This is a genomic window from Leptothoe kymatousa TAU-MAC 1615 (assembly GCF_018739865.1).
Lineage (GTDB): Bacteria > Cyanobacteriota > Cyanobacteriia > Phormidesmidales > Phormidesmidaceae > Leptothoe > Leptothoe kymatousa.
Genome location: NZ_JADOER010000013.1, coordinates 60448 through 86550, shown reverse-complemented (window position 1 = coordinate 86550; position 26103 = coordinate 60448). Strand labels below are relative to the sequence as shown.

Annotated in this window: 25 protein-coding genes; 15 read left to right on the top strand and 10 right to left on the bottom strand. The window is 52.2% G+C overall.

Annotation, left to right across the window (positions count from 1 at the left end; translation table 11 throughout):
* Window positions 1-17 precede the first annotated feature (17 nt).
* Window positions 18-428, bottom strand: a complete 411-nt coding sequence (locus tag IXB28_RS14935; RefSeq protein WP_215619402.1) for a hypothetical protein — start codon at window positions 426-428, stop codon at window positions 18-20.
* Between the two features lie 171 nt (window positions 429-599).
* Between IXB28_RS14935 and IXB28_RS14930 the strand changes: the two genes are divergently transcribed.
* The 4 genes from IXB28_RS14930 (at window position 600) to IXB28_RS14915 (ending at window position 4467) form a co-directional block, all read left to right on the top strand.
* Window positions 600-1364, top strand: coding sequence for a DUF4230 domain-containing protein (locus IXB28_RS14930; RefSeq protein ID WP_215619401.1), 765 nt, complete (start codon window positions 600-602; stop codon window positions 1362-1364).
* Window positions 1365-1522: 158 nt separating this feature from the next.
* Window positions 1523-2317, top strand: a complete 795-nt coding sequence (locus IXB28_RS14925; RefSeq protein ID WP_215619400.1) for a glutathione S-transferase family protein — start codon at window positions 1523-1525, stop codon at window positions 2315-2317.
* 71 nt (window positions 2318-2388) lie between these two features.
* Window positions 2389-3660, top strand: coding sequence for an FAD-binding oxidoreductase (locus IXB28_RS14920; RefSeq protein ID WP_215619399.1), 1272 nt, complete (start codon window positions 2389-2391; stop codon window positions 3658-3660).
* 72 nt (window positions 3661-3732) lie between these two features.
* Window positions 3733-4467: a 2-phosphosulfolactate phosphatase family protein gene (locus IXB28_RS14915; protein ID WP_215619398.1), complete on the top strand. Its 735-nt coding sequence runs from the start codon at window positions 3733-3735 to the stop codon at window positions 4465-4467.
* Here the strand turns inward: IXB28_RS14915 and IXB28_RS14910 are convergent.
* Entirely contained in the window at window positions 4453-5448 is a 996-nt protein-coding gene (locus IXB28_RS14910; RefSeq protein ID WP_215619397.1) for a Gfo/Idh/MocA family protein, read from the bottom strand. The genes IXB28_RS14915 and IXB28_RS14910 overlap by 15 nt on opposite strands.
* 549 nt (window positions 5449-5997) lie before the next feature.
* On the opposite strand from IXB28_RS14910, the gene IXB28_RS14905 reads away from it, so the two are divergent.
* Both IXB28_RS14905 and IXB28_RS14900 read left to right on the top strand, forming a co-directional pair.
* On the top strand, window positions 5998-6297 hold the full coding sequence (locus tag IXB28_RS14905; RefSeq protein ID WP_215619396.1) for a 2Fe-2S iron-sulfur cluster-binding protein: 300 nt from the start codon (window positions 5998-6000) through the stop codon (window positions 6295-6297).
* Window positions 6298-7008: 711 nt separating this feature from the next.
* Window positions 7009-7308 (top strand): ferredoxin, encoded by a 300-nt coding sequence (locus tag IXB28_RS14900; RefSeq protein ID WP_215619395.1) that lies wholly within the window; start codon window positions 7009-7011, stop codon window positions 7306-7308.
* A gap of 135 nt (window positions 7309-7443) precedes the next feature.
* Here the strand turns inward: IXB28_RS14900 and IXB28_RS14895 are convergent, their stop codons facing one another.
* Window positions 7444-9147: a SpoIID/LytB domain-containing protein gene (locus tag IXB28_RS14895; protein ID WP_456085726.1), complete on the bottom strand. Its 1704-nt coding sequence runs from the start codon at window positions 9145-9147 to the stop codon at window positions 7444-7446.
* Window positions 9148-9604: 457 nt separating this feature from the next.
* Between IXB28_RS14895 and IXB28_RS14890 the strand changes: the two genes are divergently transcribed.
* Complete coding sequence (locus IXB28_RS14890; protein WP_215619394.1) at window positions 9605-10087, top strand: Dps family protein; 483 nt, start codon at window positions 9605-9607, stop codon at window positions 10085-10087.
* Between the two features lie 132 nt (window positions 10088-10219).
* On the opposite strand, the gene IXB28_RS14885 is transcribed toward IXB28_RS14890, so the two are convergent.
* Window positions 10220-10810: a hypothetical protein gene (locus tag IXB28_RS14885; protein ID WP_215619393.1), complete on the bottom strand. Its 591-nt coding sequence runs from the start codon at window positions 10808-10810 to the stop codon at window positions 10220-10222.
* A gap of 706 nt (window positions 10811-11516) precedes the next feature.
* Here IXB28_RS14885 and IXB28_RS14880 point away from each other — a divergent pair.
* Window positions 11517-11693 carry a hypothetical protein gene (locus tag IXB28_RS14880; RefSeq protein ID WP_215619392.1) on the top strand — a complete coding sequence of 59 codons (177 nt, stop codon included), beginning with the start codon at window positions 11517-11519 and terminating at the stop codon, window positions 11691-11693.
* A gap of 102 nt (window positions 11694-11795) precedes the next feature.
* Here IXB28_RS14880 and msrA read toward each other — a convergent pair whose 3' ends face one another.
* Together msrA and IXB28_RS14870 are read right to left on the bottom strand one after the other, a co-directional pair.
* The gene (gene msrA, locus IXB28_RS14875) at window positions 11796-12266 is read right to left on the bottom strand and encodes a peptide-methionine (S)-S-oxide reductase MsrA (protein WP_215619391.1); all 471 of its coding nucleotides are present in this window, start codon (window positions 12264-12266) and stop codon (window positions 11796-11798) included.
* A gap of 150 nt (window positions 12267-12416) precedes the next feature.
* Complete coding sequence (locus tag IXB28_RS14870; RefSeq protein ID WP_215619390.1) at window positions 12417-13193, bottom strand: ABC transporter permease; 777 nt, start codon at window positions 13191-13193, stop codon at window positions 12417-12419.
* A gap of 375 nt (window positions 13194-13568) precedes the next feature.
* On the opposite strand from IXB28_RS14870, the gene IXB28_RS14865 reads away from it, so the two are divergent.
* Entirely contained in the window at window positions 13569-15527 is a 1959-nt protein-coding gene (locus tag IXB28_RS14865; RefSeq protein WP_215619389.1) for an FAD-dependent oxidoreductase, read from the top strand.
* A gap of 165 nt (window positions 15528-15692) precedes the next feature.
* Here the strand turns inward: IXB28_RS14865 and IXB28_RS14860 are convergent, their stop codons facing one another.
* Window positions 15693-16562: a polysaccharide lyase gene (locus IXB28_RS14860; RefSeq protein WP_215619388.1), complete on the bottom strand. Its 870-nt coding sequence runs from the start codon at window positions 16560-16562 to the stop codon at window positions 15693-15695.
* A gap of 91 nt (window positions 16563-16653) precedes the next feature.
* On the opposite strand from IXB28_RS14860, the gene IXB28_RS14855 reads away from it, so the two are divergent.
* From IXB28_RS14855 to nrtS, 3 genes are all read left to right on the top strand, one after another.
* Window positions 16654-17736 carry an aromatic ring-hydroxylating dioxygenase subunit alpha gene (locus IXB28_RS14855; protein ID WP_215619444.1) on the top strand — a complete coding sequence of 361 codons (1083 nt, stop codon included), beginning with the start codon at window positions 16654-16656 and terminating at the stop codon, window positions 17734-17736.
* Window positions 17737-17884: 148 nt separating this feature from the next.
* A complete protein-coding gene (locus IXB28_RS14850; protein ID WP_215619387.1) occupies window positions 17885-18652 on the top strand; it encodes a proteasome-type protease in 768 nt (255 codons plus the stop codon).
* Window positions 18653-19174: 522 nt separating this feature from the next.
* Window positions 19175-19402, top strand: coding sequence for a nitrate/nitrite transporter NrtS (gene nrtS / locus IXB28_RS14845; RefSeq protein WP_215619386.1), 228 nt, complete (start codon window positions 19175-19177; stop codon window positions 19400-19402).
* Window positions 19403-19424: 22 nt separating this feature from the next.
* On the opposite strand, the gene IXB28_RS14840 is transcribed toward nrtS, so the two are convergent.
* The 3 genes from IXB28_RS14840 to IXB28_RS14830 all read right to left on the bottom strand — a co-directional run bounded on the left by IXB28_RS14840 (window position 19425) and on the right by IXB28_RS14830 (window position 21374).
* On the bottom strand, window positions 19425-20198 hold the full coding sequence (locus IXB28_RS14840; protein ID WP_246559809.1) for a hypothetical protein: 774 nt from the start codon (window positions 20196-20198) through the stop codon (window positions 19425-19427).
* A 257-nt stretch (window positions 20199-20455) separates the two neighbouring features.
* Window positions 20456-20917, bottom strand: coding sequence for a hypothetical protein (locus tag IXB28_RS14835; RefSeq protein ID WP_215619385.1), 462 nt, complete (start codon window positions 20915-20917; stop codon window positions 20456-20458).
* A complete protein-coding gene (locus tag IXB28_RS14830) occupies window positions 20895-21374 on the bottom strand; it encodes a hypothetical protein (protein WP_215619384.1) in 480 nt (159 codons plus the stop codon). Before IXB28_RS14830 ends, IXB28_RS14835 begins: the two co-directional genes overlap by 23 nt.
* Window positions 21375-22045: 671 nt before the next feature.
* On the opposite strand from IXB28_RS14830, the gene ftsH reads away from it, so the two are divergent.
* From ftsH to IXB28_RS14815, 3 genes are all read left to right on the top strand, one after another.
* On the top strand, window positions 22046-23827 hold the full coding sequence (ftsH, locus tag IXB28_RS14825) for an ATP-dependent zinc metalloprotease FtsH (protein WP_215619383.1): 1782 nt from the start codon (window positions 22046-22048) through the stop codon (window positions 23825-23827).
* 93 nt (window positions 23828-23920) lie between these two features.
* Entirely contained in the window at window positions 23921-24331 is a 411-nt protein-coding gene (locus IXB28_RS14820) for a GNAT family N-acetyltransferase (RefSeq protein WP_215619382.1), read from the top strand.
* A 327-nt stretch (window positions 24332-24658) separates the two neighbouring features.
* Entirely contained in the window at window positions 24659-25723 is a 1065-nt protein-coding gene (locus IXB28_RS14815; RefSeq protein ID WP_215619381.1) for a VanZ family protein, read from the top strand.
* Window positions 25724-26103: the final 380 nt, after the last annotated feature.

The following is a 26103-nucleotide window of genomic DNA, read 5'->3' as shown; positions in this document are numbered from 1 at the left end:
GAAAAACTGGTTTCTACCTACGGCTTAAACACCTGATTAATCTCAGCATTCATCAGGGCCACCTGAGGATCCCGCTGAATCGCTTCAAAATACTTAGCCGCCAGGGGCGTCGACGAATTCTCATTGGGCTTCATCATCAGCCGTCCCTTTTCCAACAAAATCGCCGCCGTCTCCTCGGGGTTCTCTGGAGGTTCTTTCGCCGTTAGAAACTCATCAATTTGCACAATAAACTGGGAAATGGGCCGCAGCCAACTAAACGCATCATCCCCAATCACCAACTGAAAAAATTCACCCTTATTTTTAATCGGGCCGTTGGTCTGTTCGTAGCGGATACGCTCCGATTCCAACAATAATTTGTGTAGTTGCAGCAGTTGATTACGAAAATGTTTAAGCCGTTGTTGATTAGAATCGGTGGAAGCAGCGGTCATAGTAATGCAATATCAGCAGTGCTTTATTCACCTTATCGCGTTTGCCTAACCGCCGTGATTGGATTGTAGGGCTATCCACATCAACCCCGGCCATTTCTATTAACTTGCTGTAGCCGCCGTCCATTCTTGGCAACTGACGTTAGAATCATCCCTAGCGTTCTAGACGGTTCCATGTTTACTCGTCCTCCCCGCCTTTCCAAGCGTAGCCGCTCCCGTAAATCTGATCGAAAAACTCGCAACTTTAGGCCGCTGCAGCCGTTGCGGATTTGGTCTTTATTTTCCATGACCCTGTTAGGGGCCGGTTTAGTGGTGGGCTCGGTGACGGCCTATGGGCTGTGGCGCACCGGGGATCAGTTTATGGATGGGGTGCAGCTGATGTTCACCCCTAAACCACCGGAAGATAAGGTGGATACGCGCACCCTGGTGGTGAATCAGGTGCAGGGCGCTAGCGAATTAACCACAGCCATTTTTTCCATGGAGGCGGTGGTGCCTACGGAGAGTAACCGCACCGTAGGTAACTATGTGATTGGGCAGACGAATTTGCTATACGTGGCCCATGGGGAAGTGCGCGCGGGCATCGACCTGTCGGCGCTGACGGAGGAGAATATTGAGGTGGTGGATGGTGCGGGGGAGTTGCCCCCCCGGCTGACGGTGACGCTGCCGGCCCCGAAAATTTTGGATAGTAAGCTGGATGTGAGCCGGTCTAAGGTCTATGACTATAGTCGGGGCTTTTTGAACCTGGGCCCCGATCGGGCACCGGAACTGCAAACCCTGGCCCAGCAGGAGGCCCTAAAGCGCATTCGTGAGGGGGCCTGTGATGAAGGCATTTTGAATATGGCCAGCGAACGGGCGGAGGTGACGATTCGCCAGCTGTTGAACCCGTTGGGCTACGACGATTTGACGGTGAAGGTGACGGCACCCGAGGGATGTTCTTAAGGGAGTTTTGGGTTTTGGACCGTGTTTTTTGAGCTATCAGGTAAGGGAGCAGAATTAGGAAATCGGAATTAGGAAATTAAAGTTCCGAACTTCGAATTCAACCTTCCGAACTCTGAACTCCGAACTTCGAATTCAACCTTCCGAACTCCGAATTCAATATGATTGAGCTATACCAGTTTGAGGCGTCCCACTATTGTGAAAAGGTGCGGCTGGTTTTGGATTATAAACAGCTGGACTATAGGACGGTGGAGGTAACGCCGGGGGTGGGCCAGGTGGACCTGTATCGGCTGTCGGGTCAGCGCCAGGTGCCGGTGATTAAGGATGGGGCAACGGTGGTGGCGGATTCTACTGCGATCGCACTCTACCTGGATAAGACCTATCCTGAACGGCCTGTGCTGCCTGGGGACGATGCGATCCGGGGTCTTTGCATGATGTTGGAAGACTGGGCGGATGAGTCCATTGGCCCCAATGGGCGCAAGGCCATGATCGGTGCCTTTAGCCAGCATCCAAGCTTTCGGACGGCGCTGTTGCCGGCCTCGACACCGGATGTGGTGAAAACCTTGGTGGGGGCGGTGCCGGGGGATGTGCTAAATCTGTTGGGAACGGGCATTGGCTTTGGGCCGGATGATATTAAGTCGGCGACGTTGAGCCTGCAGCAGGCCCTATCTTCGATTTGTGGGGTGCTGTCGGAGCATCCCTATATGGTGAGCGGTGAACCGACACTGGCGGATTTTGCGATCGCTGGGATTTCCATGTATTTAAAGTTTCCGACCCAACAATATGTGGACCTGCCGGCGGGTCTGTGTGGGAAGGGGGTGCCGGGGCTGGCGGACAATCCTGAGTATGAGCGGTTTTGGGCCTGGCGGGACCGGCTGTATGCGGATTATCGAAAGGTGCGATCGGGGCCACCGAGCGATCCGGGGAGTGGTCCGGTAAAGATTGGCATTGATTGATTTGATGCTGCCCTAACTACATATCAGCTGGCAAAGCCCTATAAAATGTAGAGCGCAGTTTGCGCGATGCTATGAGCCCCGATACTACGTTTCAATCGCTGCTTGGGTCTGGTCAGGTGGTGCCTTGGTCTCAGGTCGATGCCCCTCAAACTGAGGGCACCAATGACCCTCGATTTGAGGGTACTGAAGATCTGTGTATTATTTATCCAGAGTCGGTGGAACAGCTTTCGGCGGTGGTGCGCACCTGCTATGAACGGCGGTGGCGCATGGTTAGCTGTGGCCAGCGGACTAAGCTGCATTGGGGCGGTAGCCGGCTAAAGGATGTGGATGTGGTGATCAGCACGGCGCGGCTAAATCGGCTGTTGGATCACTGGATAGAGGATTTTACGACACGGGTGGAAGCGGGCCTTGGGTTTGCTGATTTGCAGTCCCAGCTGGGGTTGGAGAACCAGTTTTGGCCGGTGGATCCGCTCTATGGCGACCGGGCCACCATTGGGGGCATTGTGGCCACCGCCAATGGGGGTAGCTTGCGCCAGCGCTATGGCAGCGTCCGGGATACGGTGATTGGGGTGCAGTTTGTGCGCTACGACGGCGAGGTGGTCAAGGCCGGGGGCCGGGTGGTGAAAAATGTGGCGGGCTACGATCTGATGAAGCTGATGACCGGGGCCTATGGCAGCCTGGGGATTTTGAGCCAGGTGAATCTGCGGCTATATCCGGTGGCGGCGGTTTCGCAAACGGTGGTGCTGTCTGGGGCGGCGGATGAGATCGCGGAGGCCGCATTGCAAACCCGTCTCCAGGGCATTACCCCGGTGGCCATGGACCTGATTGGGGCCAGCAATGGTATGCGGCTGGTGGGGCGGTTTCAAGGCATTGCCGCTGGCGTAGACGAACAGGTGGAGCGGTTTCAGGCCATTGCCCAGGCGGCCGGTCTAGAAAGTAGTGCGGTGGAAGACAGTACGTTCTGGGCATCGCTGGCGCTGCAGTTGGCCAGCCCTAGCAAACTGTTGTGCAAAGTTGGCATCTTGCCCACCGAGCTGGTGCCGCTGTTGCAACTGTTGGCAGAGGTATCGGCGGATAATTGGCTGGCCCGCTTGCACAATGCCAGTGGGTTGGGGCTCATTGCCCTCAGTGCCGAGGCCCCTAATATTATTGATATTTTAAATAAGGTGCGATCGCATTGCTCTAATCACAAGGGCTATCTAACGGTTTTGCAAGCTCCAAATTCTTTAACGTTTGAGCCCTGGGGCTATACGGGCAATGCCCTGGGGATGATGAAAGCGATCAAGCAGCAGTTTGATCCCCACGATTTGTTAAATTCGGGGCGATTTGTGGGAGGAATTTAATTTTTTGGGTACATTCCCGCTTTGCGTACGTTCCCGCATAGAATAGTCAGGTCTGTTCGCGCCTAAAGTTTTGTGAAATTATTCGTTTACCACACGCCTGAAGAAACGCCGGTTGATAGCTTGCCTGCCTGCGCGATCGCTATTGATGTCCTCAGGGCAACCACCACCATGGCAGCCGCGTTTGCAGCAGGTGCTGAAGCGATTGAGGCCTTTAGTGACCTAGACAAGCTGGTTCAAGCGAGTGAAGAATATCCGCCAGAAAAACGACTGCTTGCCGGAGAACGCGGCGGTCAACGGGTGGATGGTTTTGACTTAGGCAATTCTCCCCGCGATCACTCTCCTGAGCAAACCGCGGGTCGTCGATTATTTATGAGCACCACCAACGGCACCCGGTGTTTGCAGCGAATTCAAATGGCCCCCAGCGTCATGACCGCTGCCCTAACCACTCGCCAGGCGGTGGTGGAAAAGCTATTGAGTAAGCAACCCGAAACAGTCTGGCTCGTCGGGTCTGGCTGGGAAGGCACCTATTCCCTAGAGGATACGGTGTGCGCCGGGGCAATTATCCACAGTCTGATGGCCGCCACGGGGCAATCTTTTGGGGACTGCATTGGCAATGACTCTGCCATCGCTGCCGTCGCCCTTTACGAGCGTTGGCAAGATCGGATGCTGGAGCTAATGCACACTGCCAGCCACGGTCAGCGCCTGCTGCGGCTCAACAACACCGCCGATTTAGAATACTGTGCCCGCTTAGACGTGATGGATATTGTGCCAGAACAGGAACGTCCAGGGGTGTTAGTTACCCCATAGGCCGTTGGCCCGATCCACCCTAACCTTTGTTGCCCCCAGTTCCACTGAGCGCTGTAGGGCAGCAGCCACCTTTAGGGAGTAGACGCTCTCTGCTGGGGTAACATACAGTTGTCGTTCCCTCAGCAAATAATCGACGACCCGTTGGGTATCTTTGTGGAATAGGCCCTGCCGGGGCGCAGCGCTAATGATTTGTTCCCCTTGGGCTGTGGTTAAACAACCTTGATTCCCATCAAATACCAGGCAACCTCGATCTCCCCTCACCTCTATATAGCGACTGCGCTGCCACACACCTTCCCCCTTGCCGTAGGTTAGCTCTGCTAAGGTGCCATTGCAAAACATCAGTTGCGCACTGTATAAACATCGATAAAAATATCGAGTGTCTGGCGGTTGCACACCGCCCTGACAGACAACAGTTTCCACCGGTCCCAACAAATTTGTTAAACGCTGAATGCGTGATAGGGCCGCCATCATAGGAAATCCCAACAACTCTAGGCAATAACTCCATTTGTGGGGGGCCGACTGTTTGGGTGCGAGGGTGCGATAGTTAACGTAGTGAGGTATGCCCACCGCCGCCAGATGCTCCTGCATAGCCACGTGCAGCCCGCCAATCAATTCAATATGTTCCACATGCAACAGCCGCTGACGTTGTTGTGCCAGGGCCATTAGCTGGGTTGCATGGCTGACATCTAAGGCCAGGGGGTATTCCACAACAACATGCTTATGATGTTCCAGGGCTTGCTGCACAAGCGCCCCATGGTCTGCATTAACCGTGCAGATAAAAACGAGGTGCAAGTCTGGTTCGCGCCATAGATCGTCCACATGGGAAAGTACATCCACCTGATATTTTTGACCCAGTTGCTGGACGCGCTCGGCATGGCGACTCACGATTTTGGTCAATTTAATGCCGGGGATTGCCCCTAGGGCTTCCGCCCGTTTGCGTGCCGCAAAACCAGTTCCAATGATGGCTGCATGGATGGTCATAAGCTAATTGAGGGATGCATGAACCAGGTTTTCAGAATAAACCCTGATGACTTTAAATCCGTAGTATCTTTAATTTTTGCCCCATTGCCGACCTGTTTAAACCAAATTTGCCTATCCCAAAAATGCTTCGGTCTCTCCTGCCTTTATAACAGCAGAAACAAATAATAAAGTGAGAATAACTATCAATAAACCAGGCTCTAAATAAACCATAAGTTTTTGTTATAAAAAGATTGATTACAAGCAATCTAACTGATGGCTTATGGAATGATTGTGGTTTCCAGTTAGATGTCAATGCCCTATACAGCAAAGAGTTCAGCTTTTACTATCAATATTCTCCAACGCTCGTCATCATAAGCAAAAGCAGTGGCAATGGCTAAGTTCGATTATTAAAACCATTCAGCAATAGCTTAGAAAAGTAGCGAAGCAGAATCATTTTCTCGTACTATCGAAAAAGAAGTTAGTTCAATAGATACCTTACGGACACTGTTTGTAAGGTATCTATTGAAGCTATCTAGACTAAATTACTAGAATTGTAGAGAGGATATTGACATGGCAACCTATAAGGTTACTCTGATCACCGATGGCAACAGCACCACAATTGAAGTTGATGAAGACGATACTATTCTTGATGCTGCAAACGACGGTGATGAAGTAGATGATCTTCCCTTCTCTTGCAGTGCGGGTGCTTGTTCCACCTGTGCAGGTAAAATCACCGCTGGTACTGTAGATCAAGAAGACCAGTCCTTCTTGGATGATGACCAAATCGAAGCTGGCTTTGTCCTAACCTGTGTAGCCAAGCCCACTTCTGACTGCACCATCGTTACCCATCAGGAAGAAGAGCTTTACTAAACCGTGCCATTGGATTCTATTTGCGCCACATGAGTCATGTAGAATCCATGGTCATTGAAAAAATGGGACAGGTTATCTAGGTAGCTTTTCCCATTTTTTCGTTTAGGGCTTGTTAAAAAATAAAGTCATGGCTTTGTTCATGGAAATCATGGCTTAACAAGCTTGTCAGGATTAAACCGTGAAGTAGTGTCTTAACAGCTCCTTAGCGATCGCAATATTTTAAGTCTAAAGACTGCATTACATAAGCTACTGATTTTGTTCCATATCTCTAGGAACAGAAAATATAATTTTTTCTAATCAACCTTCGATTTACTGATAATTTAACTTGAGTATCGTAGGCTACGTTAAGGCATTTTATTGAAATGTGATACGGCGTAAAGAGCGCAGTTTACGTCGTATTTTCCAAGCCTGTGGCCATCGTCCAAATCATCTTGCAGTCTGAGCTACGTCTGGTTTGCTACGCCAAAAGTTCCAGTCGTAATCATTAAAACAATCCAGGCTCCATAACCCATAAGTAAAACCGTATAAAAACTGTTGATTCAATTATAAATACCGTTCTTCTAGGCTTGTGAAAAGTGGCACAGAACCATAATTTTCCCTTAGTATCAAAAACGATGTTGAATTCCCATAGCTTCCTACCGCTGATTGCTCAATAGGAACTATTGAGGAGCAACAGTTTTTACAACAACCGCAATCTTAGAGGACGATTTCATGGCAACCTACAAGGTTACTCTAATTAATGAGTCTGAAGATCTAAACACCACTATTGAAGTCGCTGAAGACGAGTATATTTTGGATGCCGCTGAGGAGAAGGGGCTTGATCTTCCTTACTCCTGTCGTGCAGGGGCTTGCTCCACCTGTGCTGGGAAGCTGACTGCAGGCACTGTTGATCAGTCCGATCAGTCTTTCTTAGACGATGACCAGATCGAAGCTGGGTTTGTTTTAACCTGTGTTTGCTACCCCACTTCTGACTGTACTATCGAAACCCACAAGGAAGAATCCCTTTACTAAGCTGTTTAGCCGATTAATCACCGTTCTCTAATGGCGTTTGACCCAATTGGCTGTTCATTAGTATTGATTAAATCAGTGGCGGGGATCTGACATGTCAGATCCCCGCCACTGATTTAGGAGTCATTTTCGTTAGCCTTAGGGTAACGAAAATGCTGGTTCTTGGGTCTTGTTGCTTTCTGTGGTGTCTAGGTCGGTAGTTGCTGTTGTTTCAGGCTCTTGCCAAAACACAATATCGTTGCTGATGGGGAGCAATTGGGTATTGGGATAGTAAAACTGAAGAATGCGCTGGTAGGGCCAACCGTTTTCTCCGAGGCGATAGGATCCGGTTTGGCTCATGCCTACGCCATGGCCAAAGCCCCCACCCACAAAGGTGTAGCCTTTAACTACGGGAGGGCTGGGTTGCTGGGTGGGGGTGCTGGCGGTTGGGTTGTTTTTATTGGTTTGCTTGGCATCTTTTTTATCGTTTTTAACCTCTTCGTACCACGGCTCTAGGTAAAAGAACTGGCTGCGGGGAGGAATTAGGGCGCTGACAACTTCGTTTTTATGGAGTTCAAAGTCCCCCACATCGGTGTTAACCAATAGGGTTTGCACTCGTCCTGTCTGGGATCGTTCAGTAACGGTCAGTCCAGTCACGGCTTTGAGATTCGCCAGGGGATTTTTGCGATTGGTTAGATATTCTTTTACCCCTGCGGTGATCTCTTTAAAGGTGCCTGAGCGTTTCCAACGAAAGGTGGGCCAGTCATCTTCATTGAATCGATTCTTGAGATTGATAAAGGCGCGAAAGTTGTTTTCCTCGGAGAGGGGACGGGCGGCAAGGTCCCAGCTAATGGCGAGGGAGTCGATAACGGGTTGGAGATAGGGACGGTCAAAGCCGTTCCAAACATCGCTAAAGCGAGCGGTAACACCGCCGGTGGTGGAGGAATAGAGGGCGTCGATGAGTTCACCGTTGTAGGTGAGTACCTGGCCGTTGGTGACTGCGATCGCACGGTCTGCCCGCGCCACGGCGCCGCTAAGGCCGCGATAGACCTGGCATTGGGTATCGGCGCAAAGCTCATAGTTATCAATGGCAAACCGCCGCAGATTGCGCAGGGCATAGGTGCGGGCCAATACGGCCTGGGCTTCTACGGCGGTTTGGGGCGCGCTAGGGCCAATTTCGTGGGGGACGACACCGCGCAAATAGAGCTCAATGGGCACCTGGTTGACCAAGGTATAGGTGCCATAGGCATTGGGCTGTAGTTTAAAATCTCCCCCAAACAGTTTCTTCGAACCGCCATTCTCAGCAATTTGCACCCGGCGGTTGGCACTAGTGATGCGGAATACATCTCGATTGTAGCGATAGCCATTGGCAATAAAGGCGGCCTTGGGGCTTTCGGTGAGCACACGACTATCGATAAACGTATTGGTGTGGCCCGCTTTGTGCAAGCTTTCTAGCAGCAGGCGACGCAGCATGGGGGTGTTGTAATTTTCCCGCTTGGCCCAAACCTGCCAGGTATTGGGCTGGGCCAATTCTGCCTCAATGCCCTGTTGCCGCCATTGGTTAGCACTTTCTTCGGCACTCTCAAAACTACGGTGGCTACTGAGGACAACCCATTCTTGCAACACCGGTTGGGCCAGAGACTCGGCCCCCACCTCTAGGACCAACTGATTGGTTGTCAGGGTTTGGGGTTGGCCACCGGTTTCAAACTGAACGGTGAGGGTATCGCCCGCGAGGGGGGTTAACACTAACTTGTCTTTGGCTTCTTCCCCAAAGCGCTGGATCAGGCCAATCTGAATTTCGGGGTTGAGCGGTGCCTGCCCCATGGCTTTGCTGGGCAAAATTGCCAGCAATCCAACCGCCATGAGGACTGCATGTTTTTTCCAGGTACCCGACAACCAACCGTTAGCCAAAACCATATGTCCATCTACAGTTACCCCCAAACCATAGCCCAAACGTTGGGCAACGGCTTTGGTAATTTGTAGGACTTTTTCAACTGGCCTCAAGGAAGAGACACCCCGGCTTTTCTCCCCACCAGAGGTAATCAAAAAAGGTTGCAAGTCGAAGTCGTTATGAGTATGATTAAGGGGTCCAGAGACCGTAACCCTAAAATTTTGCTGATGTCGCCGTTAGGCATGCTAACCCTGGCATCAATGACTGGTTGCCCCAGCGTAAAAACATTCTTAGGGTCGGCCTACTAAGGGTAGGTGCTATCTATAATTGCTGGACCGCTTTCTATTTTGTGAAAAGGCCCCTTTTGCAAAAGGACCCTGGCCCCAAGGTTTATCTTGTTTCTCACCTCTAACCGTTAGGAGATTAGTTATGGCTGCATCAACGCTCCCCATCAACATTGGCATTAGTGATGAGCATCGTCGCGCGATCGCAGATGGTCTATCCCGTACGTTGGCAGACACTTACACGCTCTATCTCAAAACCCACAATTTCCATTGGAATGTGACCGGCCCCATGTTCCAAACCCTGCACCTGATGTTTGAGACCCAATACAACGAATTGGCCTTGGCCGTAGATGCGATCGCAGAGCGCATTCGCGCCCTAGGGTTTCCGGCCCCTGGCACCTATAGCGAATACGCTAAACTCAGCTCCATTAGCGAAACCCCAGGGGTACCCACCGCAGAAGAAATGATTACGCTGTTGGTCGAAGGCCAAGAGGCCGTTGCCCGCACCGCCCGCGAAGTCTTTGCCATTGCGGATGAGGCCAATGATGAGCCCACGGCGGACCTACTAACCCAGCGGCTACAAATCCATGAGAAAAATGCATGGATGTTGCGTAGCCTGTTGCAGTAGTCTCTGATCCGATCTACTTCATTTAAAACCAGTGGCCAGTGAGGAATACCTGTTTCTCACTGGCCACTGGCTTTCTGGGCGTTTAAGTCTTGGGAATGCCGGACAGAATGTGGGGGCAAACCGACAACAAACCTAGGACTGGTGCAAAAACGGTAGTACAAACCACAGGGGTGCTTTTTCCTCCAGGGTTACCCGAGCGGTTGCATGCATTCCCGCCAGGGGAATCATGCTCATGCTACTGGCGGACCACTTGTAGCCACTGGCCGTATCGGGGTCGGGGGTTAGATCAATTAATACTTCAATCGTACTGGGGGCACTTGGATCTTCTAGTTGGCGCACCCCTTCTAGGGTGGTCACCATGGGCACCGATAGCTGCTTGACCGTCCCTTCAATGCCGCCGGGGGCTTGCTTATTTCCCTCCACAGCCGGGATCAGCAGCACATCCATCCCCGGTTCTATTTGGGCCAATTCCCCAGCCGGAAAATGCGCCACACCAATTAACTCATTACTATCATTTTCGGCATAGGCCAAAATAGCATGGCTGCTGGTGGTCACCGGGATACGTCCTTCGCACCCCCACACAATAGCGGCCCCCAACAGGCCCCCGACGGTAATGAGGGGTAACCAGCTGCGGGGCGAAACAATTTTCATCAGCTGGTCAAGTTGTTCCGGTGAAGATAGCCGTTCCAGCGCTTCTTGCCGAAAAATACTACTGTCTCCCATGGGATTTTCTCACCTCACTGAACAACTTAAATTTAATGTATTAACTGCCCAATTGTAACCATAGGGATTATGGATTAGAACATCCCTAGTCTAATACTCTATAAACGGGGGCTAAAATCCTCACTTCTCTTAATGTTTTCTGGTGCTGCAACTGGGGATAGTTTCACCTTAAAAATTTACTTACCTTGAAAATCCATGTAGTAAGTAAGTCTTAAGGTTCGGTTTATCTTTCTAGTCTGCAACTGTCAGAATGCCCCTAGCAGTAGAGCTGGTTAACTGACAAAACGTTCGAAACCCTTGTTCTGCCGTGGGTTAGGTTAGCACTAGTGTAGCCTAACGTAACCATTGCTGGTGTTGGGTTTCACTGGATTTCATACAACCTACACAAGGAACTTTTGTTAGCCCGTGAGCGCCGATTACTGGCTAGGTAAAAAATAACTAAGACTCACATTGTCCTGAACCACATGGAGCACGCTCAGGAGATTCTCAGGATTGCCGGGGAATTGTTCAGGTTTCGGATAAATCACCCCTGCATATCTTAATAGAATCTTAGGAAGTACTTCAAAGCCGAGCAAATCATTAGAAGTTCATGAGAATCTTACAAAACCACTTCCATTTTGAAAAAGTCTCGATATGATGAAAGAGTCCTGTAGCAGACACAATCTGTTGGACAAGATTTTGTTGTTTTAAAATCGAGGTTAATTTCATGGAAGAGCAAAATAAGAATGCTTCCGATCAGCAACTGTCTGACGAGCAACTAGAGAACGTTGCCGGTGGCAACAAGCTACAAGAGCAGCGTCTTGAGCACCTAGACAACCAGTCCAAAGCTGTTAAGGATATCCAGGCCGAGCGTCTAGACCAGCTAGACAACCAGTCTAAGTAAGATTTCATTGAGAATGTCGTAGCTGATATTTGTTGAGAGCTACGGTATTTTTTTAAGATATTTATCCTGCCTTTTTTATAGATTGGCAGGATATTTTTTTGGCTATGGGGATTTCTTAAAAGATTTTTTTTCGAAATATTGCTGGTGTTCTTCGGTGGCTAGCCAGTAGGCTGATGCAGCAACAATTTGGGTCACAATGGGCTGGCTGTAGTTGCTGGTCATGGCCCGTTTAGACTGTTGTGCCAGCTGTTGTTGTTGATCGGTGTGATAAAAAATCACTGACCGATATTGTTCTCCCCGGTCGGCACCTTGGCGGTTGAGGCTGGTGGGGTCGTGCATGTGCCAGAACGTTTCTAGCAATGTTCCATAGGTGATCAGGCTAGGATCGTATTGGATTTGTGCCACTTCCGCATGGCCGGTGATGCGGGAAAGTACATCTAGGTAACAAGGGTTTTCGAAATGCCCCCCCATGTAGCCGACGGAGGTGCTGCTCACCCCCTTTAGCTGACGAAAGGCGTTCTCGGTGCCCCAGAAACATCCGGCGCCAAAGGTGGCTAGTAGACTCGCATCCATAGAGTGTTTTTGGTTTTAGAGTTGACGTTCAGTGCGCCGCACACCACACTACTTAAGCCTTTATAATTGACGTTCAATGCGCCGCACACCACACTATTTAAGCCTTTAGAGCTGACGTTCGGTGCGCCGCACACCAGACTACTTAAGCATTTAGAGTTGACGTTCGATGCGCAGCATACGGCGATACGATAGCCACCCGGCGATGACCATGGCGATCGCAAACCCGCTTAGAAATATAATATGGTCCCCGGCGGCTTCATTGGCCATGGTCAGGGTGAGGGCTTCGGTCATATGGAAAATGGGGTTAAACCGGGCTAAGCGCAACAAACTATCGGGAAAAATCGAGGTGGGCATAAACGCCCCGCCCAGGATCAGCAGCGGCACCCCAAAGGCCGCCACCAGGGCATTGACATCTTCTGTGCGGCGGGCAAACTGGGTGCCTAAAATAAACCCCACCCCCACATAGGCCAGGATGCTGAGCAAAATAATCCATATGGCCAGGGGCCAGGACCCCGAAAACGTGGCCCCCAAGCTCAGGGCGATCGCAAATACCAATAAAGCCTGACCCACACCAATGGCGCTGTGGGCCAAAACAATGCCCAAAAAGTAGGACACCCCCCGCAGGGGGGAAAGAAATAACCGTTTCAGCGTTTTTTGCTCCCGTTCCGCCACCACGGTGGCAACACTGCCCCCCAGGCAGCTAAAAAATAGGGCCGCCCCCACCAGGGTGGGCGGTGCCACCACCGCCAAAGCACCCGCCAGATCTAGCTGGGCGCGTTCTGCGGTAATGGCCCCATTGAGAAATAGCAACAGGGTGGGAAAAATGGCCCAAAAAATCAGGCTGCGGCGACGGCGCACCAGCTCTAGCAAAATCCGCTGGGCCACCGCCGTCGTTTCCTGCCAATAGTTTCCCTTCAAATTGATCATGGATAGTCTAGAACGGTCCCCTGATGGTTTAAGATTTGTATCAAATTTGTTTTATATCAGATTTTAATTTTTGCCCTTAATGGCTTGTCCCCTTAATCTTTTCTAAGTTTCCAAGCCGTTTTATAAATCAGCCCCCATACTAAGTTCCTCATAACGTAGCCGTAATCTTGGCCGATTGACCAACATGGTGGGCAATGTCCCCCCATCCGACTAAATAGATGGAGGACAGTTAATTTCCATCTATTTAGAGGAGGTCTCCGTATACAAAAATGGGCGCGCCCAGCATCGGCAAACCACCGCTGCATGGAGCTTTCCCCGCCTCTAAATCAGCTTTTTCACCCCACTAGCGCTCACCGATTACGTTCCATTTCCTTAATGAATCCATTTCCCGAAACCTGGCAAACCCCCGACATTTCACGCCGGAGTGCGATCAAGCTATTAGGAGCCGGAGCCGTAGGCGGCACCCTAGGCTATACCCGCTTGGCCAAACCCAAACCCTCCCTGCACCAAGTAGATCGGTTAGAGTTACCCCAAACCGTAGGCCGCAACACCAGTGCCGTGGTGGTGGGCGGCGGTTTAGCTGGCTTAGCGACGGCCTATGAGCTGAGCAAACGCGGCGTGGCCGTGACCCTGGTGGAGCGCGCGCCCCAGCTCGGGGGCAAAATTGCCAGCTGGCCGATCCAAGTGGGGGACCATGAGCTCCGCATGGAGCATGGATTCCATGGCTTTTTTCCCCAGTATTACAACCTATTTAGCCTGGTGGATGAGCTCAAGGCCCAGGATAATTTCCAGTCTTTGAACTTTTACGCGGTGCTGTACAAAAATGGCTATCAGCCCGAGGCGTTTTATCCCAGCAATGCCGCCTTTCCTTGGAACATTGTGGATCTGGCCATTTCGTCAGACAACCGGCTGAAGTGGGGAATTAATTTGGCCAACCTGAAGCATTTGGAAGTGTTTCGGGAGATTACTAGCTTCCGCATGCCCCAAACCTATGAAAGATTAGATCATCTTTCGGTGGATGAATGGGGCCAGGGCCAGTTTCCTCAAGGGCTGTACGATCTGTACTTTTTGCCCTTTGCCAAGTCCAGTTTGAATGCCCCGGACGTGCTCAGCGCTGGGGAACTGATGCAGTTTTTCCATTTTTACTTTTTTGGTAACCCGGAGGGGCTGGCCTTTAATGGCACCTGTGAAGACATGGGCCGCTGTTTAGTGGATCCCCTCAGCGAGGCGATTGAGGCTAATGGCGGGCGCATTCTCACCGGGGTGACCGTCAGCCAGGTGAACTGGGCTGAGGACAAAATCGCCAGCCTGGACTATCAAATGGGCAATATCGCCGCGAATCCGGTGCCGTTTTGGTGCGATCTCAATCCCCTACTCAGCACCGAAACCACCGACTACTATGGCGCTGGCGATCGGCTGTATGTGGTCAACAAAAATAGCGACCGGGCCATTTCCCTCACCTGCACCCACCAGGGCTGCAGCGTGAACAAAGAGGTCGCCGAAACAGGTAAAGGATTTATCTGCCCCTGCCACGGTGCCGCCTACGATGCCCAGGGCAAGGTACTAAGCGGTCCCGCCCAGGAAAATTTGGCCCAGTTTAAAGTACTTAAGCGGGAGCCCGAGCGGATTCAGCTCATGGCCGCCAACCCCGGCAACAAGACCAATGCCCAGGCCCATAGCCTAACGGCGGACTACTATATTTTTGCCGCCGATATTCCCGGCATCAAAAATCTCTTTGCCCTTTCCCAGGGGGACGCCAATCCCGTTGTCCTCACCCAGGTCGATCAGCTACAGGTGGCCGACCCCTTTGCCGTTGGTCGCTTTTGGCTAGACCGCGATTTTGAATGGGAGCAAAGCTGGTTTACCTCTCTCTCTGGCTATGACCTCACCGATAGTATTACCCTATACCACAAGGTGCAGGGGGACTATGCCCAATGGGCCGAAGACACCGGCGGCAGTGTGGTTGAGCTCCATGCCTACTGCTACAAAGAAAAAGTATTTCCCACCCAGCAGGCCCTACTGGACACCTTTCGGCGAGAGCTCCAGGAGATTGTCCCAGAGCTAGCAGGGGCAACCATTTTGCACCAGGAACTGGTCAACCAAAAAAACTTTGCCGGATTCCCCCCCGGCAGCTATCCCAACCGTCCCACCAGCGCCACCGCCGTTTCCAATTTGATGTTTGCCGGAGACTGGGTAAAAATGCCGTTTCCCTGTGGTTTGATGGAACGGGCCATCAGCAGCGGTTTGTTAGCCGCCAACGAGATACTACAAAGGGAAGGTGCCGCCCGTCGGCCATTGATGTCGGTTAACCCAGAAGGCGTATTTAAAGTTTAGGACAGCTTTGAGAGAGAGATGGGGCTAGCAATCGAGGCGTGCAAATAGTGACTCTACATGCAGCTAATGGCCCATTTTGACACATCCCAGGCCAGCGCCATTGTGCGAGTTCAGTCTCAGCCCCTGGTCAGGCACTGGGGCAGCGGTGGCAACAAGGGAGCCAGGTTATTTCGCCACCGAACTAATGGCAAAGTCGGCGAAATCAACGTAGGTGGCTTGGGGGGTGGCCCAGGAGCTATCGCCGCCGCCAAAAAACGTGGAAAAGAAAATACCGTCAATTTTTAGGGACCTGGTCGTGCGAAAACCAACCCCTGCCTGGTTCACCACCAGGTCGCCATTCACCCACAGCCGCAGGTAACCATCGGCCCGTTTGGGATGGTTGAGCCGCACCTCCTGATCGATGCGATACCAGGTGCCGGGCAAAAATTGCCAGGTGCCTAGGCCCAGGGAGGTGCCATAGTTTTGACTGGTGGGTAAATGGGCGTAGACCTCCCCCTGGCCATTTTGTCGCCACATCAGGCGGGTGGAAAATCCGTCGGTGCCGTCCACACGGTTGCCGTCGCTGGCACCGATGCCGCCAAATAGCCCCGGCAGTTTGCCCCCTTTAACAAAGTTGAAGTCCTCGGCAAACCGCACATGGTAGGTGAGCCGCAGCCGATCTTCGCCGGGTAAAAACAGATCGCTATAGAACTGGGCTCCCCCCAGGGGGGTATCGGTGTTGCGCGAGACAGACGGGCTGGCGCTACCGGTAGGGTAGTGGACCCGCAGGATGTGGTCAAAGGTCTGGCCGTCGGGGAGGATTTCGATGTTGTCACGGCCCCAGGACTTATCTTCCCGTGGTTCCCAGTTGGTTTGCCAATCGGCCTGGGATAAGTCGCTTTGCCACAGTTGGGCGTTGCTAGATTGGGCGTCGGCGGGCGCGATCGCACTGGGGGCCTCCAACGACTGACAGCCGGTGGACAGCAGCACCATGGCGGTGGCTAGGGTTAGGCCTAGGGTGGAACCTCGGGGAGTTTCTGATAAAGATGGGGGCATCGTACAGACCTCGGAGTTTCTATTTTTAAGTTTCTCTACGGGTGGGGGCGCGCTAGGGTGTAGGTTAGTGAGTCCAGCCCTTGATGTCTCTATGGATACTTCAACGGTTCCAACCGTTCCGGTTACTACGCCCAAATCTCCACATTCCCAGGACGCCATTCGCCGGGCGCCGATTAACCCCAACCATTGGTATGTGGTAGCCCACAGCAGCGAACTGACCGATAAACCCATGGCCGTGGTGCTGTGGCAGCAGCAGATCGTCTTGTATCGCACGCGCCAAACTGTTTGTGCCCTGGAAGACCGATGTCCCCACCGACAGGTAAAGCTAAGCCGCGGTCAGGTGCAGGGCGATCTCATTGAATGTGTTTATCACGGCTGGCAATTTAATGACAGCGGAAACTGCGTAGACGTTCCCTATTTGCAAGCCAACCAAAAGCTGCCCAACTGTCGTTTGCGATGCTACCCGGTGCGGGAACAGGATGGATTTATTTGGCTGTTTCCTGGGGATGCGGCCCTGGCGGATGACACCCCCCTGTTGGGGCTACCGGAATGGGACCAGCTTAATTATATCGCCTCCTACACGGTGATCGACACCCAGGCCCATTTCTCATTTTTGATCGAGAACCTGATGGACATGTACCACGGGCGGCTACACGACGACCTCCAGGCCTGGGCCAACCCCGTTCTCAATACCCTCGAGGCCACCCCCCAGCGGGTCGATGCCCACTATAGGGCAGAGACTTACTACAAAATCGACAAAATTTACTCCGTGGGCCAGCTGTTTATTCCAGCCATGCGCAAATTGCGCCCCACCAATTTAGACGTTAGCTATGTCTATCCCCACTGGCAGTCGGTTCTGGGGAAAGACTTTAAAATTTACTGTTTGTTTTGCCCTGTGGGCGAAACAAACACCCGGGCCTATTTGGTCCATTTTGTTTCCCTGGGGGCATTTCATCGGTTGCACAAGCTGCCGGTGCGATTTCGGCGATTTGTAAAAAACCGGTTGTTTAATGCGGCGCGGGGTTTGTTAGTGGGGTTGGTGAAGCAGGATGTGGCCATGGTGGAAGATGAACAACGGGCCTTTGACCAAATGCCCCAGCGCAAAGGGCCAGAATATAACCGAGCGGTGATTAAGGTGCAACAGCTGATTCAACATCAGGCCGCCCAGCGGTAGGGCCTGGTAAAAAAACAAACAGGGCAGTGGCCCAGGGGGCCATAAACGGCCCTGGGTAGGCCATCCCCCTGGGGTAGCAAAATTTACAAAAACGCCAACCATTCCCTTACACTGTGACTCATCCCCACCGCTAGAGGAGTGTGAATTAGTGACCTATTGCTTAGGTATATCGGTAAAAGAAGGGCTGGTGCTGGCCGCCGATTCTCGCACCAATGCGGGGGTGGACTATATCTCTTCCTACCAAAAGCTATTTGACTTTTCCCTGCCCGGAGAGCGCGTGCTGGTGGCCTGCACCTCGGGGAATTTATCGGTGACCCAGGCGGTTGTGCACGAGCTGGGGCAAGACATTAAAATGGGGGCGAGTGAATCTCTCCATTCTATTTCTACGATGTATGCTGTGGCCCGCTACATTGGCCAAAAGATTCGCAACATTCAAAAGGAAGATCGCACCTGGCTCGACCAGGATGGCATTAAGTTTCAGTGCAACTTTTTGGTGGGGGGGCAGCTGCCGGGAGAACCGCCGGAGGTGTATCTGATCTACAGCCAGGGCAACTGCATCCAGGCCACGCCGGAAACGCCCTTTTTGCAAATTGGGGAAACAAAGTATGGCAAACCGATTTTAGATCGCACCATTACCTATGATTCTTCGCTGGATGCGATCGCAAAATGTGCCCTGTTGTCCATCGATTCCACCATGCGGTCCAACATTTCCGTCGGTCCCCCCATCAACATGGTGCTCTACGAGGCCGACAGCTACGAAATCCGCCATCGGGTGCAGCTCCAGTCCAGCGATCCCTACTTGGCCAAGATTCGCAAATATTGGGAAAGCACCCTGCGGGAAGCCACCCAAAATATGCCCGAACCAGAATGGAATCGCGTATCGATTGATGCCGAGCCAGACTTTTCCCTTGAGTAGGGTTTGCCATTGAGCCTTGGCGGCCATGCTGTGGGGAATGCGCCCCCGCAAGGCTAGGGCGCTGTTGAACTTTTTTATAATCGGGCGTTGTTGTTGGCGGGGGCCAAACAACAGAATAAGCCGGGATACCGTCTGCACGATAATGTGCGGTATTTGAGTAAGCGGTTGATCCAGAGCCCAGTGGAGCCCAAGGTGCCGGGGGTGGGGCCATGGGGCCAGAGCTTGTGGTTTTGTACGTTACTTCAAACGAAACAGTTGGCTGTTTTGCAAAAAAGATTCTATTGCAGCTGATAGGTCAGTAGGTAGCTGCCCATTTTTTGGCAGCCCCAACCCCTACTGCAACGCCCCCAGCCCTACCCCCCAAAGCCAACCCCTAAACAGTCCCAGTCCAAAACCGCAGACTACTAAATTTAAACCATAAAGTGTAGCGATCGCACTAAAAACAGTAGCCATCGCTACACTTTATGGTTTATGTTAATTTTTAAATATTGCATCTAAATAAAAATCGTTACCGCATCTACCATGAAAGGCTATTTCTCCGCCCTTGCTGACCGAGACCTGCGTCCTGGCGCTGTTAAAGTCGCTCTCTTCGTCGGCACCGTTCTGTTTACCATTAACCACGGTCCCGCCCTGGCCAATGGCAAAATGACCCCCAGCCGCTGGTTGGCCGGACTGCTCACCTACGGCATTCCCTATTCCGTCAATATCCACGGTCAGTATGCCTACCGCAAAAAGCAGTCCGCCTCGTAAGTCCTGGTAGAGTTTTCGGCCCCTACCACTGGTGCAGCCCCAGCGCCTTTTCAATCTGGCCCAACCGCCGCGCCTGGTCCCAATAGATCGAGTCCATATTGTTGCCCAAACCCGGCGCATCTAAATACCCCGTATCTGGATCAATAAATGCCCGCGATCGCGCCCAGCGGATCCGTTCCACATCGTTCATGGGCAGCTGCTTCGCCTCAAAGAGCCAGTCAATATAGCCCCGATCCAACGCTGCCAACGGTGCCTGGTTGGCCAGGTCAATGCCGTTTAGTTCCTCTAGCAGCGTCAGTTTAATTTGTTTTTTCTTGGCCTGGTTCCGCAGGGCCAAGGCCTGGCGCTGTAGTCGGCTTAGCTGCTTACGATCCGCATCGGCGGGCGACGTTGCCCCATGCTGATACGAAAAACTACCCAGGTTCCACACCCCGTTGCCCGGATCCACATGGCCATAGTAGGCACTGGTATAACCACCATTGGGCGTGCGCGTTCCCTCCGCACTACCCACCGCCTTGGCCACCAGCGAAACCGTATTCCCGGCAAATAGCTGGTTCAACGGATGGTCAGCAATATCCCCCAACAAAGAAAGCGATGCCGCCTCTCTTCGGGAGGGCAAACCAAATGTCAGGGCCACATTCCCAGAAGGCTGGGCCAAACGCCCCTGGTCCACCGTTGTGGCAGGAACAGCGTCCAGGCCAAAGTCCAACGCCACCGGTTTGGCCTGGGCCGCCAGGGGCGCAATTAAAGTTAGGGCAATACCAAAAAGCAGCTCCGTAACAGATTTGATGTACATGGGAGTTGTCTCCTAACGCGAAATCACTCTGATAGCGAACGTAATGTTGGCTGAGCGGAGTCGAAGCCAACGTGGCTCTCACAAAAAATGATCAAAAGAAAAGCCAAAACCTAAGCCAGTTGAGATCTCCCATCCCCTCTTGGGAGGGGCTCCGGGGTGGGTTTCGCCCCATGGCACTAACGGTCAACCCACCCCGCCCAAGGAGCACCCCTCCGAGGAGGAGATTGTCGGCACATTGCTAATAACGTTTCCTTCTACTACCTGGCCAACATTTGCTCAACAAACTTGGGCGAGGGTTCCACAATGGCCCAGGTGCCGTCCGGCTGTCGCCGCAGCATGGAAAACACCAGCTGCCCCGCCGAGCCAATGGCGCTGCCTTCCCTGTGGTGACCCAGCTGTGCCTGCCGCACACCGCACAGGCGAAACAAATAGGCGGGCACATCGCCACTGGACACCAACACACAGTTAGACTTGTTCACCGGGGTGGCTTCGACCGTGCCGTCGAAGGGCATGTGGATATTGTCGCCCCGCAGGTTTAGGGTAATGTCCCCTAGACCGCTGCTAACGGTGTAGCCCGCCACTTCGGTACCCACCGCCAGGGGCCAACTTTGGTGCAGCGTCAGGGTGCGGGTGTGGTCACTGGCGCGGCTGCAGCCGACACTAAGCAACGCCAGCAGCCCCACCAGTGCTCGACATTTATTGCTGAAAGCTAAAGGCATAACCGGCATATTCGTTTCCTTCGTACAGTAGAACCAACCAAGTTTTGGGATCAAAGGCGAGGGGATAGGCTTCTCGCTGGGCGCTGATGCCGTCCCGAAGTTCTAGGTCGGCCAGCTGGCAGTAGGGCTCTGCCACAATGGCTTTTACCTTACTTTGTTCAGCCCGCTCAGGCACGGTGAGTAAATCGGCCAGTTCCTGACGCGATAGGACAACGCTGGGTTCAACAATCCGGCGACAGTCCGATTTGCCATTGGTGGCCGAGGCTTGAAACCTTGTGCCCATGATAAATAACAAACCGATGGCGGCCAGCCCCCAACCGGCACCCACCAAACCCCAGGTGGGCTCTTTGGGGGGCCATTCTTTAATGGGCCAACGGTGCAAAACTGATTGAAGTGGTTTTGGTAGCTGCGCGTGCCATTGCTTTTTCTTTGCTTTGCGACGTTTGGTACGTGGCATGTGAAATCTCCCGGCTGTGGATGGAATAGACGTGCTCGTTCTGTTTAGAAGAAGATGCTCATGTTGTTTTCTCTTCTGTCTATGGACTACTACAAAACCGTTCTTCTATATTCCACCACACTATTCCTAAAATGTGTTGTTTTTGTTTCCCGCCAGTTGTGCAACAGGTTGGTTTACGTAGTGGCTTGGGCTAAGTTGCGGATCCCTGGATCGGGGGTGTTAATTTTGTTGCACAAATATTGCCGTATTGAATTTTGCAAAAAATAAAATCGATCGTCGTCGCAAAGAGCATTGTTGATCCCCCCCATCTTCCCGTGGGACACTGCATGCAATGCCCACCACGGGAAGCTTACGCAGTTCGGCCTCTACACCTGTTAAACGATTCCAGCTCTACCCGAGCTGGATAAAAAGATATTTTGTAGGCCAATTTGCGTAAATCATCCCTCACTTTCCAGGATCGGTAAACCGCTAGCTTGGTTCGGTGCCACAGGTTAATTATGCAATAAATCGATTAATCACTTCGGGAAACCGAATCTATTGCCCAGGAGAACCGTATAGCGGTGTTTTTTTAGCAAAGGAAAGACTCTTTAGGTGGGGTAATCTCATCTTTTTTTTGGCCGATGAGTCTTCCATAATCAAATTGTTGAAAAGCGCAGCAAGAGACTACAACGATGAAGACGGCAACCATTTCCCACGCTACTTACAGCACGTTTGTGGAACAGGTAAAGGCGCAAAAGGTGCAGCGAGTGACCTTGAGGCCGAACCGGATTGAGTATGTGCTCAAACCGACGTTTGGGTTTAAGCGCTTTTACACCCATCGCCCGGCGGGCAACACGGACGATATTCCGGGCATGCTGCGTCAGCACCAGGTGGATCTGGTGACGCCCCCGGACAATGCCAGTGCGGTGGCGGGGCTGATGGGGTTGTTGCTGTCTACTGGGGCGTTGATGGGCACCCTGGCCTGGGCGCTAAAAAATAGCCCGGCGGGTAGTGGGGTGGGTAAAACCAAGGCGAGAACCTATGGCCCCACCCCAACTGCGGCCAAGCGGGGCGAACGGGCCGGTGTCACCTTTGCCGATGTGGCTGGGGTGGACGAGGCCAAACAAGAACTAAAAGAGGTGGTGGATTTTCTCCAGGATGGGGCGAAGTATCGCCAGATTGGGGCCAAGCTGCCGAAGGGGGTGTTGCTGGTGGGGCCACCGGGAACCGGCAAAACCCTATTGGCCAAGGCGGTGGCTGGCGAGGCCAATGTGCCCTTTTTGAGTGTGGCGGCATCGGAATTTGTGGAGCTGTATGTGGGGGTGGGGGCCTCTCGGGTGCGAGACTTGTTTAATAAGGCGAAAAAGCAGGCCCCCTGTATTGTGTTTATTGATGAGCTGGACGCCATTGGCAAGTCTCGCGGTGGCGGCGGTCCCCACAGCGGCAATGACGAGCGGGAACAAACCCTGAACCAACTGCTGACGGAAATGGATGGCTTTGATGAGAACAGCGGTGTGATTTTAATTGGGGCCACAAACCGCCCGGAGATTTTGGACCCGGCGCTAAAACGGGCGGGCCGGTTTGACCGGCAGGTGCTGGTGGATCGTCCGGACCGCAACGGTCGGTTGGAGATTCTGCGGGTGCATGCCCGCCAGGTGTCGATGGCGGAAGATGTGAACCTGGGGGACATTGCCACCCAAACCTCTGGCTTTGTGGGGGCGGATCTGGCCAACCTAATTAATGAAGCGGCACTGCTGGCGGCCCGTAACAATCGGCAGGCGGTGATGATGGCCGATATTCGTGAGGCCATGGAGCGGGTGATTGCGGGATTGGAGCTGCGATCGCGCATTCTATCGCCCATGGAGCGGCAAACTGTTGCCTACCACGAAGTGGGCCATGCCATTGTCGGTGCCCTGATGCCCGGTGCCACCCAGGTGGCCAAAATCTCCATTGTGCCTCGGGGCAAGGGGGCCTTGGGCTACACCATGCAAACCCCGGCGGAAGACCGCTACCTGATGCTAGAGGACGAACTGCGGGGACAGCTGGCCACCCTATTGGGGGGTAGGGCCGCCGAAGAAGTCGTCTTTGGCAAAGTCTCGTCCGGGGCCAGCGACGACATCCAGAAAGCCACAGACCTAGCCGAGCGCGCCGTCACCCAATATGGCATGGCCCCCGACCTAGGCCCCATCGCCTTTGCCAATACCCAGTCAGACTTTCTCGGTAGCGATCGCACCCGCCGACCCATGGGGGGTGAAGTAGCCGCCGAGATTGATCGATTGGTGAAGCAGTCCATCCACCAGGCCCATGGGGTGGCCAAGGCCGTGCTCATGCTCAACCGCGATCTGCTGGATCAAATGACCCAGATATTGTTGACCGAAGATGTATTAGAAGGGGAAACCCTCCAAGCCATGCTAGCCCAGGCCCAGGCTCCAGTGAATACCCAGATCTGGCTTGCTAAAGGGCAAATGGCCTAAAGGTTCTGCACCAGCGGCAGTCTGTATGGCAATATCTTAAGCAGGGGTCCCAGGCTCCTGCTTTTTCCATGCTGATTTAGGGGTGACCGAGTAATGGCCTTAACGGTTGATGCCAATCCATCTAAAACAGACATGGAGTATGTGCGCGATAGCCTAACCGCCTATAACAACCGCTTCATTGACGATGAATATCACTACTTCTGCTTTACCGTCAAAAATGAGGCCGATGACATTATTGGTGGCACAGAGGGATGTGTTACCTGGGGCCGATTGCACATTGGCAACCTCTGGGTCACCGAAAACTATCGACACCAGGGAGCAGGCAGCCAGCTAATGGCCGTAGTCGAAGCATTAGCCAGACAACGACATTGTCGAGGCATCGACGTGGACACCTTTAGTTTTCAGTCCCCCGGCTTTTACGAAAAACTAGGCTTTACCAAAATGGGTGAGATTCCAGACTTTCAAAACGACCACCACCGCATGTTTTATAGCAAACGGCTGTAAACAGCCTATCCAGCCACGGGCCCTTTCACCCATCGCCACCAGGGCCATTATTTTTCCGCAATCCCCTAACTGTAACAACAATAACGTTTTCCCATGACCCTAGCACACAGCGGCGGCAGTAGCATGGCCATAAAACAAAAATAAAGTATGATCGGGCTGTTGGGGTAGCCCATGGCTCAACGCCCACACACAAGCGGATCTGTTAATACCAGCCGGTTAAAACAACGAATCTTGTTCAAAAAAACATACCGATTTTGCAATGCCCTTTTCTGAGCCTTGCAAAATCGGGCTATGACTATCTGCAGCAACGATCCTACATAAACTAATATGCGCATTCTTTTAGCACTTTATGCTGCCATTGTTCTAGGCCTGGCTCTCTGGCCCTATAAATTTGTTATCCCCTGCAGCACCTGTATTAATGGTGCTGCATTAAATATAGATAACCATAGCCTCGAATTTCAACGACCTGGCTTGGTTAGAAGCATTACTCCCCCCCATGATTTGCCCCAGCAGCTCGACCAAGGGTTAACCATCGAAGCCTGGTTAGCCTCTACAAAAGACAACCAATTCGGCCCAGCGCGCATTATCACCTATTCCCAGGACCCATTGCACCGCAACTTTAGCTTAGGCCAACACGGCAATGACTTAGTCTTTCGCATGCGCACCGCCCATACCCATCCCACCGGCATCAGCCAACCCATTACGGCCGCCAATGTGTTCACCGCCAAACAACGGCAGCATGTCGTTGTCAGCTATGACTTTTCCAACTGTCAGATTTATGTAAATGGAAAACTTCAGGCACAATCTGATGCCCTTACCGGGGATTTTTCCAACTGGGATGCTGACTATCCACTGTTATTGGGCAATGAGCGCACAGGAGACCGTCCCTGGCTGGGGCGTATTGAACAGTTGACCCTATACCAGGGACCGATGTCAGCGACAGAAGTAGCTGACCATTACCAGGCGCGTCCCCAGCGCAGGAATGCGGTCACAGCATTTACCTTTTCGGATGGGCAAGATGGCTTGATTCAGGATGAAGGCCAAATGCAACCGACTGTTGCCATGGAAGTGCCAAGGGTATACACAAATGAAGGTAAGCCTTCGTTTTTATCGCCAAAGCGACGGTTTCTTAAGGATTTTATAAGTAATTTTATAATTTTCCTGCCCTTGGGGCTGCTGGTTTTCTTAGTGTTATCCAAGTCAAGCACATCGGTCGTCAAAAACCTGGTCACCACCTGCTTGATTCTGCTGCTCTATGGCCTAGCCACCGAAGTATTTCAATACTACGTAGCCGGTAGAACTTCGGCTTTCTTCGATCTAACTAGCTGTGTTCTTGGCGGCATCGTCGGTAGCTGCATTGGCTGGCGTAATGGTTTTCTCAAAAAGCTTTGACATACGAAGAAACTCTCAAACTTGTTCAGAACGAACATTTTTTCGAACATTCCTCAACGTTTAAAAGAGTTTCGACTAAAGTTTTACTTCTATGTCTTTATCTACGGATCTATCGTAAATAACAATACTTTTCAAAGCCCAAAACCCTATCTATGACTGAATACCCTCTACCTAAGCCCCATGGACTTACCCCAACACCTCTGGAGTTTAATTGACTGAAATTACGCAGAATTTTTTTGCATTTTGAGGCTATCTTTATTGTTATTCCAAGCAATATTAAATTAGGGTAAAGATGACTCTTTGGTCAACAACTTTTGAGTACAAGAGCGCTTAACTATGTGTATTACATATTCATAAGACACCGCTGTTGCCTTTAGCTT

Excerpts from the sequence above, each read along its gene's own strand:
- IXB28_RS14920 (WP_215619399.1), top strand. The coding sequence starts at position 2,389 with ATGAGCCCCGATACTACGTTTCAATCGCTGCTTGGGTCTGGTCAGGTG.
- ftsH (WP_215619383.1), top strand. The coding sequence starts at position 22,046 with ATGAAGACGGCAACCATTTCCCACGCTACTTACAGCACGTTTGTGGAA.
- IXB28_RS14870 (WP_215619390.1), bottom strand. The coding sequence starts at position 13,193 with ATGATCAATTTGAAGGGAAACTATTGGCAGGAAACGACGGCGGTGGCC.
- IXB28_RS14865 (WP_215619389.1), top strand. The coding sequence starts at position 13,569 with ATGAATCCATTTCCCGAAACCTGGCAAACCCCCGACATTTCACGCCGG.
- IXB28_RS14890 (WP_215619394.1), top strand. The coding sequence starts at position 9,605 with ATGGCTGCATCAACGCTCCCCATCAACATTGGCATTAGTGATGAGCAT.
- IXB28_RS14820 (WP_215619382.1), top strand. The coding sequence starts at position 23,921 with ATGGCCTTAACGGTTGATGCCAATCCATCTAAAACAGACATGGAGTAT.
- nrtS (WP_215619386.1), top strand. The coding sequence starts at position 19,175 with ATGAAAGGCTATTTCTCCGCCCTTGCTGACCGAGACCTGCGTCCTGGC.
- IXB28_RS14840 (WP_246559809.1), bottom strand. The coding sequence starts at position 20,198 with ATGTACATCAAATCTGTTACGGAGCTGCTTTTTGGTATTGCCCTAACT.
- IXB28_RS14835 (WP_215619385.1), bottom strand. The coding sequence starts at position 20,917 with ATGCCTTTAGCTTTCAGCAATAAATGTCGAGCACTGGTGGGGCTGCTG.
- IXB28_RS14935 (WP_215619402.1), bottom strand. The coding sequence starts at position 428 with ATGACCGCTGCTTCCACCGATTCTAATCAACAACGGCTTAAACATTTT.
- IXB28_RS14815 (WP_215619381.1), top strand. The coding sequence starts at position 24,659 with ATGCGCATTCTTTTAGCACTTTATGCTGCCATTGTTCTAGGCCTGGCT.
- IXB28_RS14905 (WP_215619396.1), top strand. The coding sequence starts at position 5,998 with ATGGCAACCTATAAGGTTACTCTGATCACCGATGGCAACAGCACCACA.
- IXB28_RS14910 (WP_215619397.1), bottom strand. The coding sequence starts at position 5,448 with ATGACCATCCATGCAGCCATCATTGGAACTGGTTTTGCGGCACGCAAA.
- IXB28_RS14925 (WP_215619400.1), top strand. The coding sequence starts at position 1,523 with ATGATTGAGCTATACCAGTTTGAGGCGTCCCACTATTGTGAAAAGGTG.
- IXB28_RS14860 (WP_215619388.1), bottom strand. The coding sequence starts at position 16,562 with ATGCCCCCATCTTTATCAGAAACTCCCCGAGGTTCCACCCTAGGCCTA.
- IXB28_RS14885 (WP_215619393.1), bottom strand. The coding sequence starts at position 10,810 with ATGGGAGACAGTAGTATTTTTCGGCAAGAAGCGCTGGAACGGCTATCT.
- IXB28_RS14895 (WP_456085726.1), bottom strand. The coding sequence starts at position 9,147 with ATGGCGGTTGGATTGCTGGCAATTTTGCCCAGCAAAGCCATGGGGCAG.
- IXB28_RS14880 (WP_215619392.1), top strand. The coding sequence starts at position 11,517 with ATGGAAGAGCAAAATAAGAATGCTTCCGATCAGCAACTGTCTGACGAG.
- IXB28_RS14855 (WP_215619444.1), top strand. The coding sequence starts at position 16,654 with ATGGATACTTCAACGGTTCCAACCGTTCCGGTTACTACGCCCAAATCT.
- IXB28_RS14900 (WP_215619395.1), top strand. The coding sequence starts at position 7,009 with ATGGCAACCTACAAGGTTACTCTAATTAATGAGTCTGAAGATCTAAAC.
- msrA (WP_215619391.1), bottom strand. The coding sequence starts at position 12,266 with ATGGATGCGAGTCTACTAGCCACCTTTGGCGCCGGATGTTTCTGGGGC.
- IXB28_RS14930 (WP_215619401.1), top strand. The coding sequence starts at position 600 with ATGTTTACTCGTCCTCCCCGCCTTTCCAAGCGTAGCCGCTCCCGTAAA.
- IXB28_RS14830 (WP_215619384.1), bottom strand. The coding sequence starts at position 21,374 with ATGCCACGTACCAAACGTCGCAAAGCAAAGAAAAAGCAATGGCACGCG.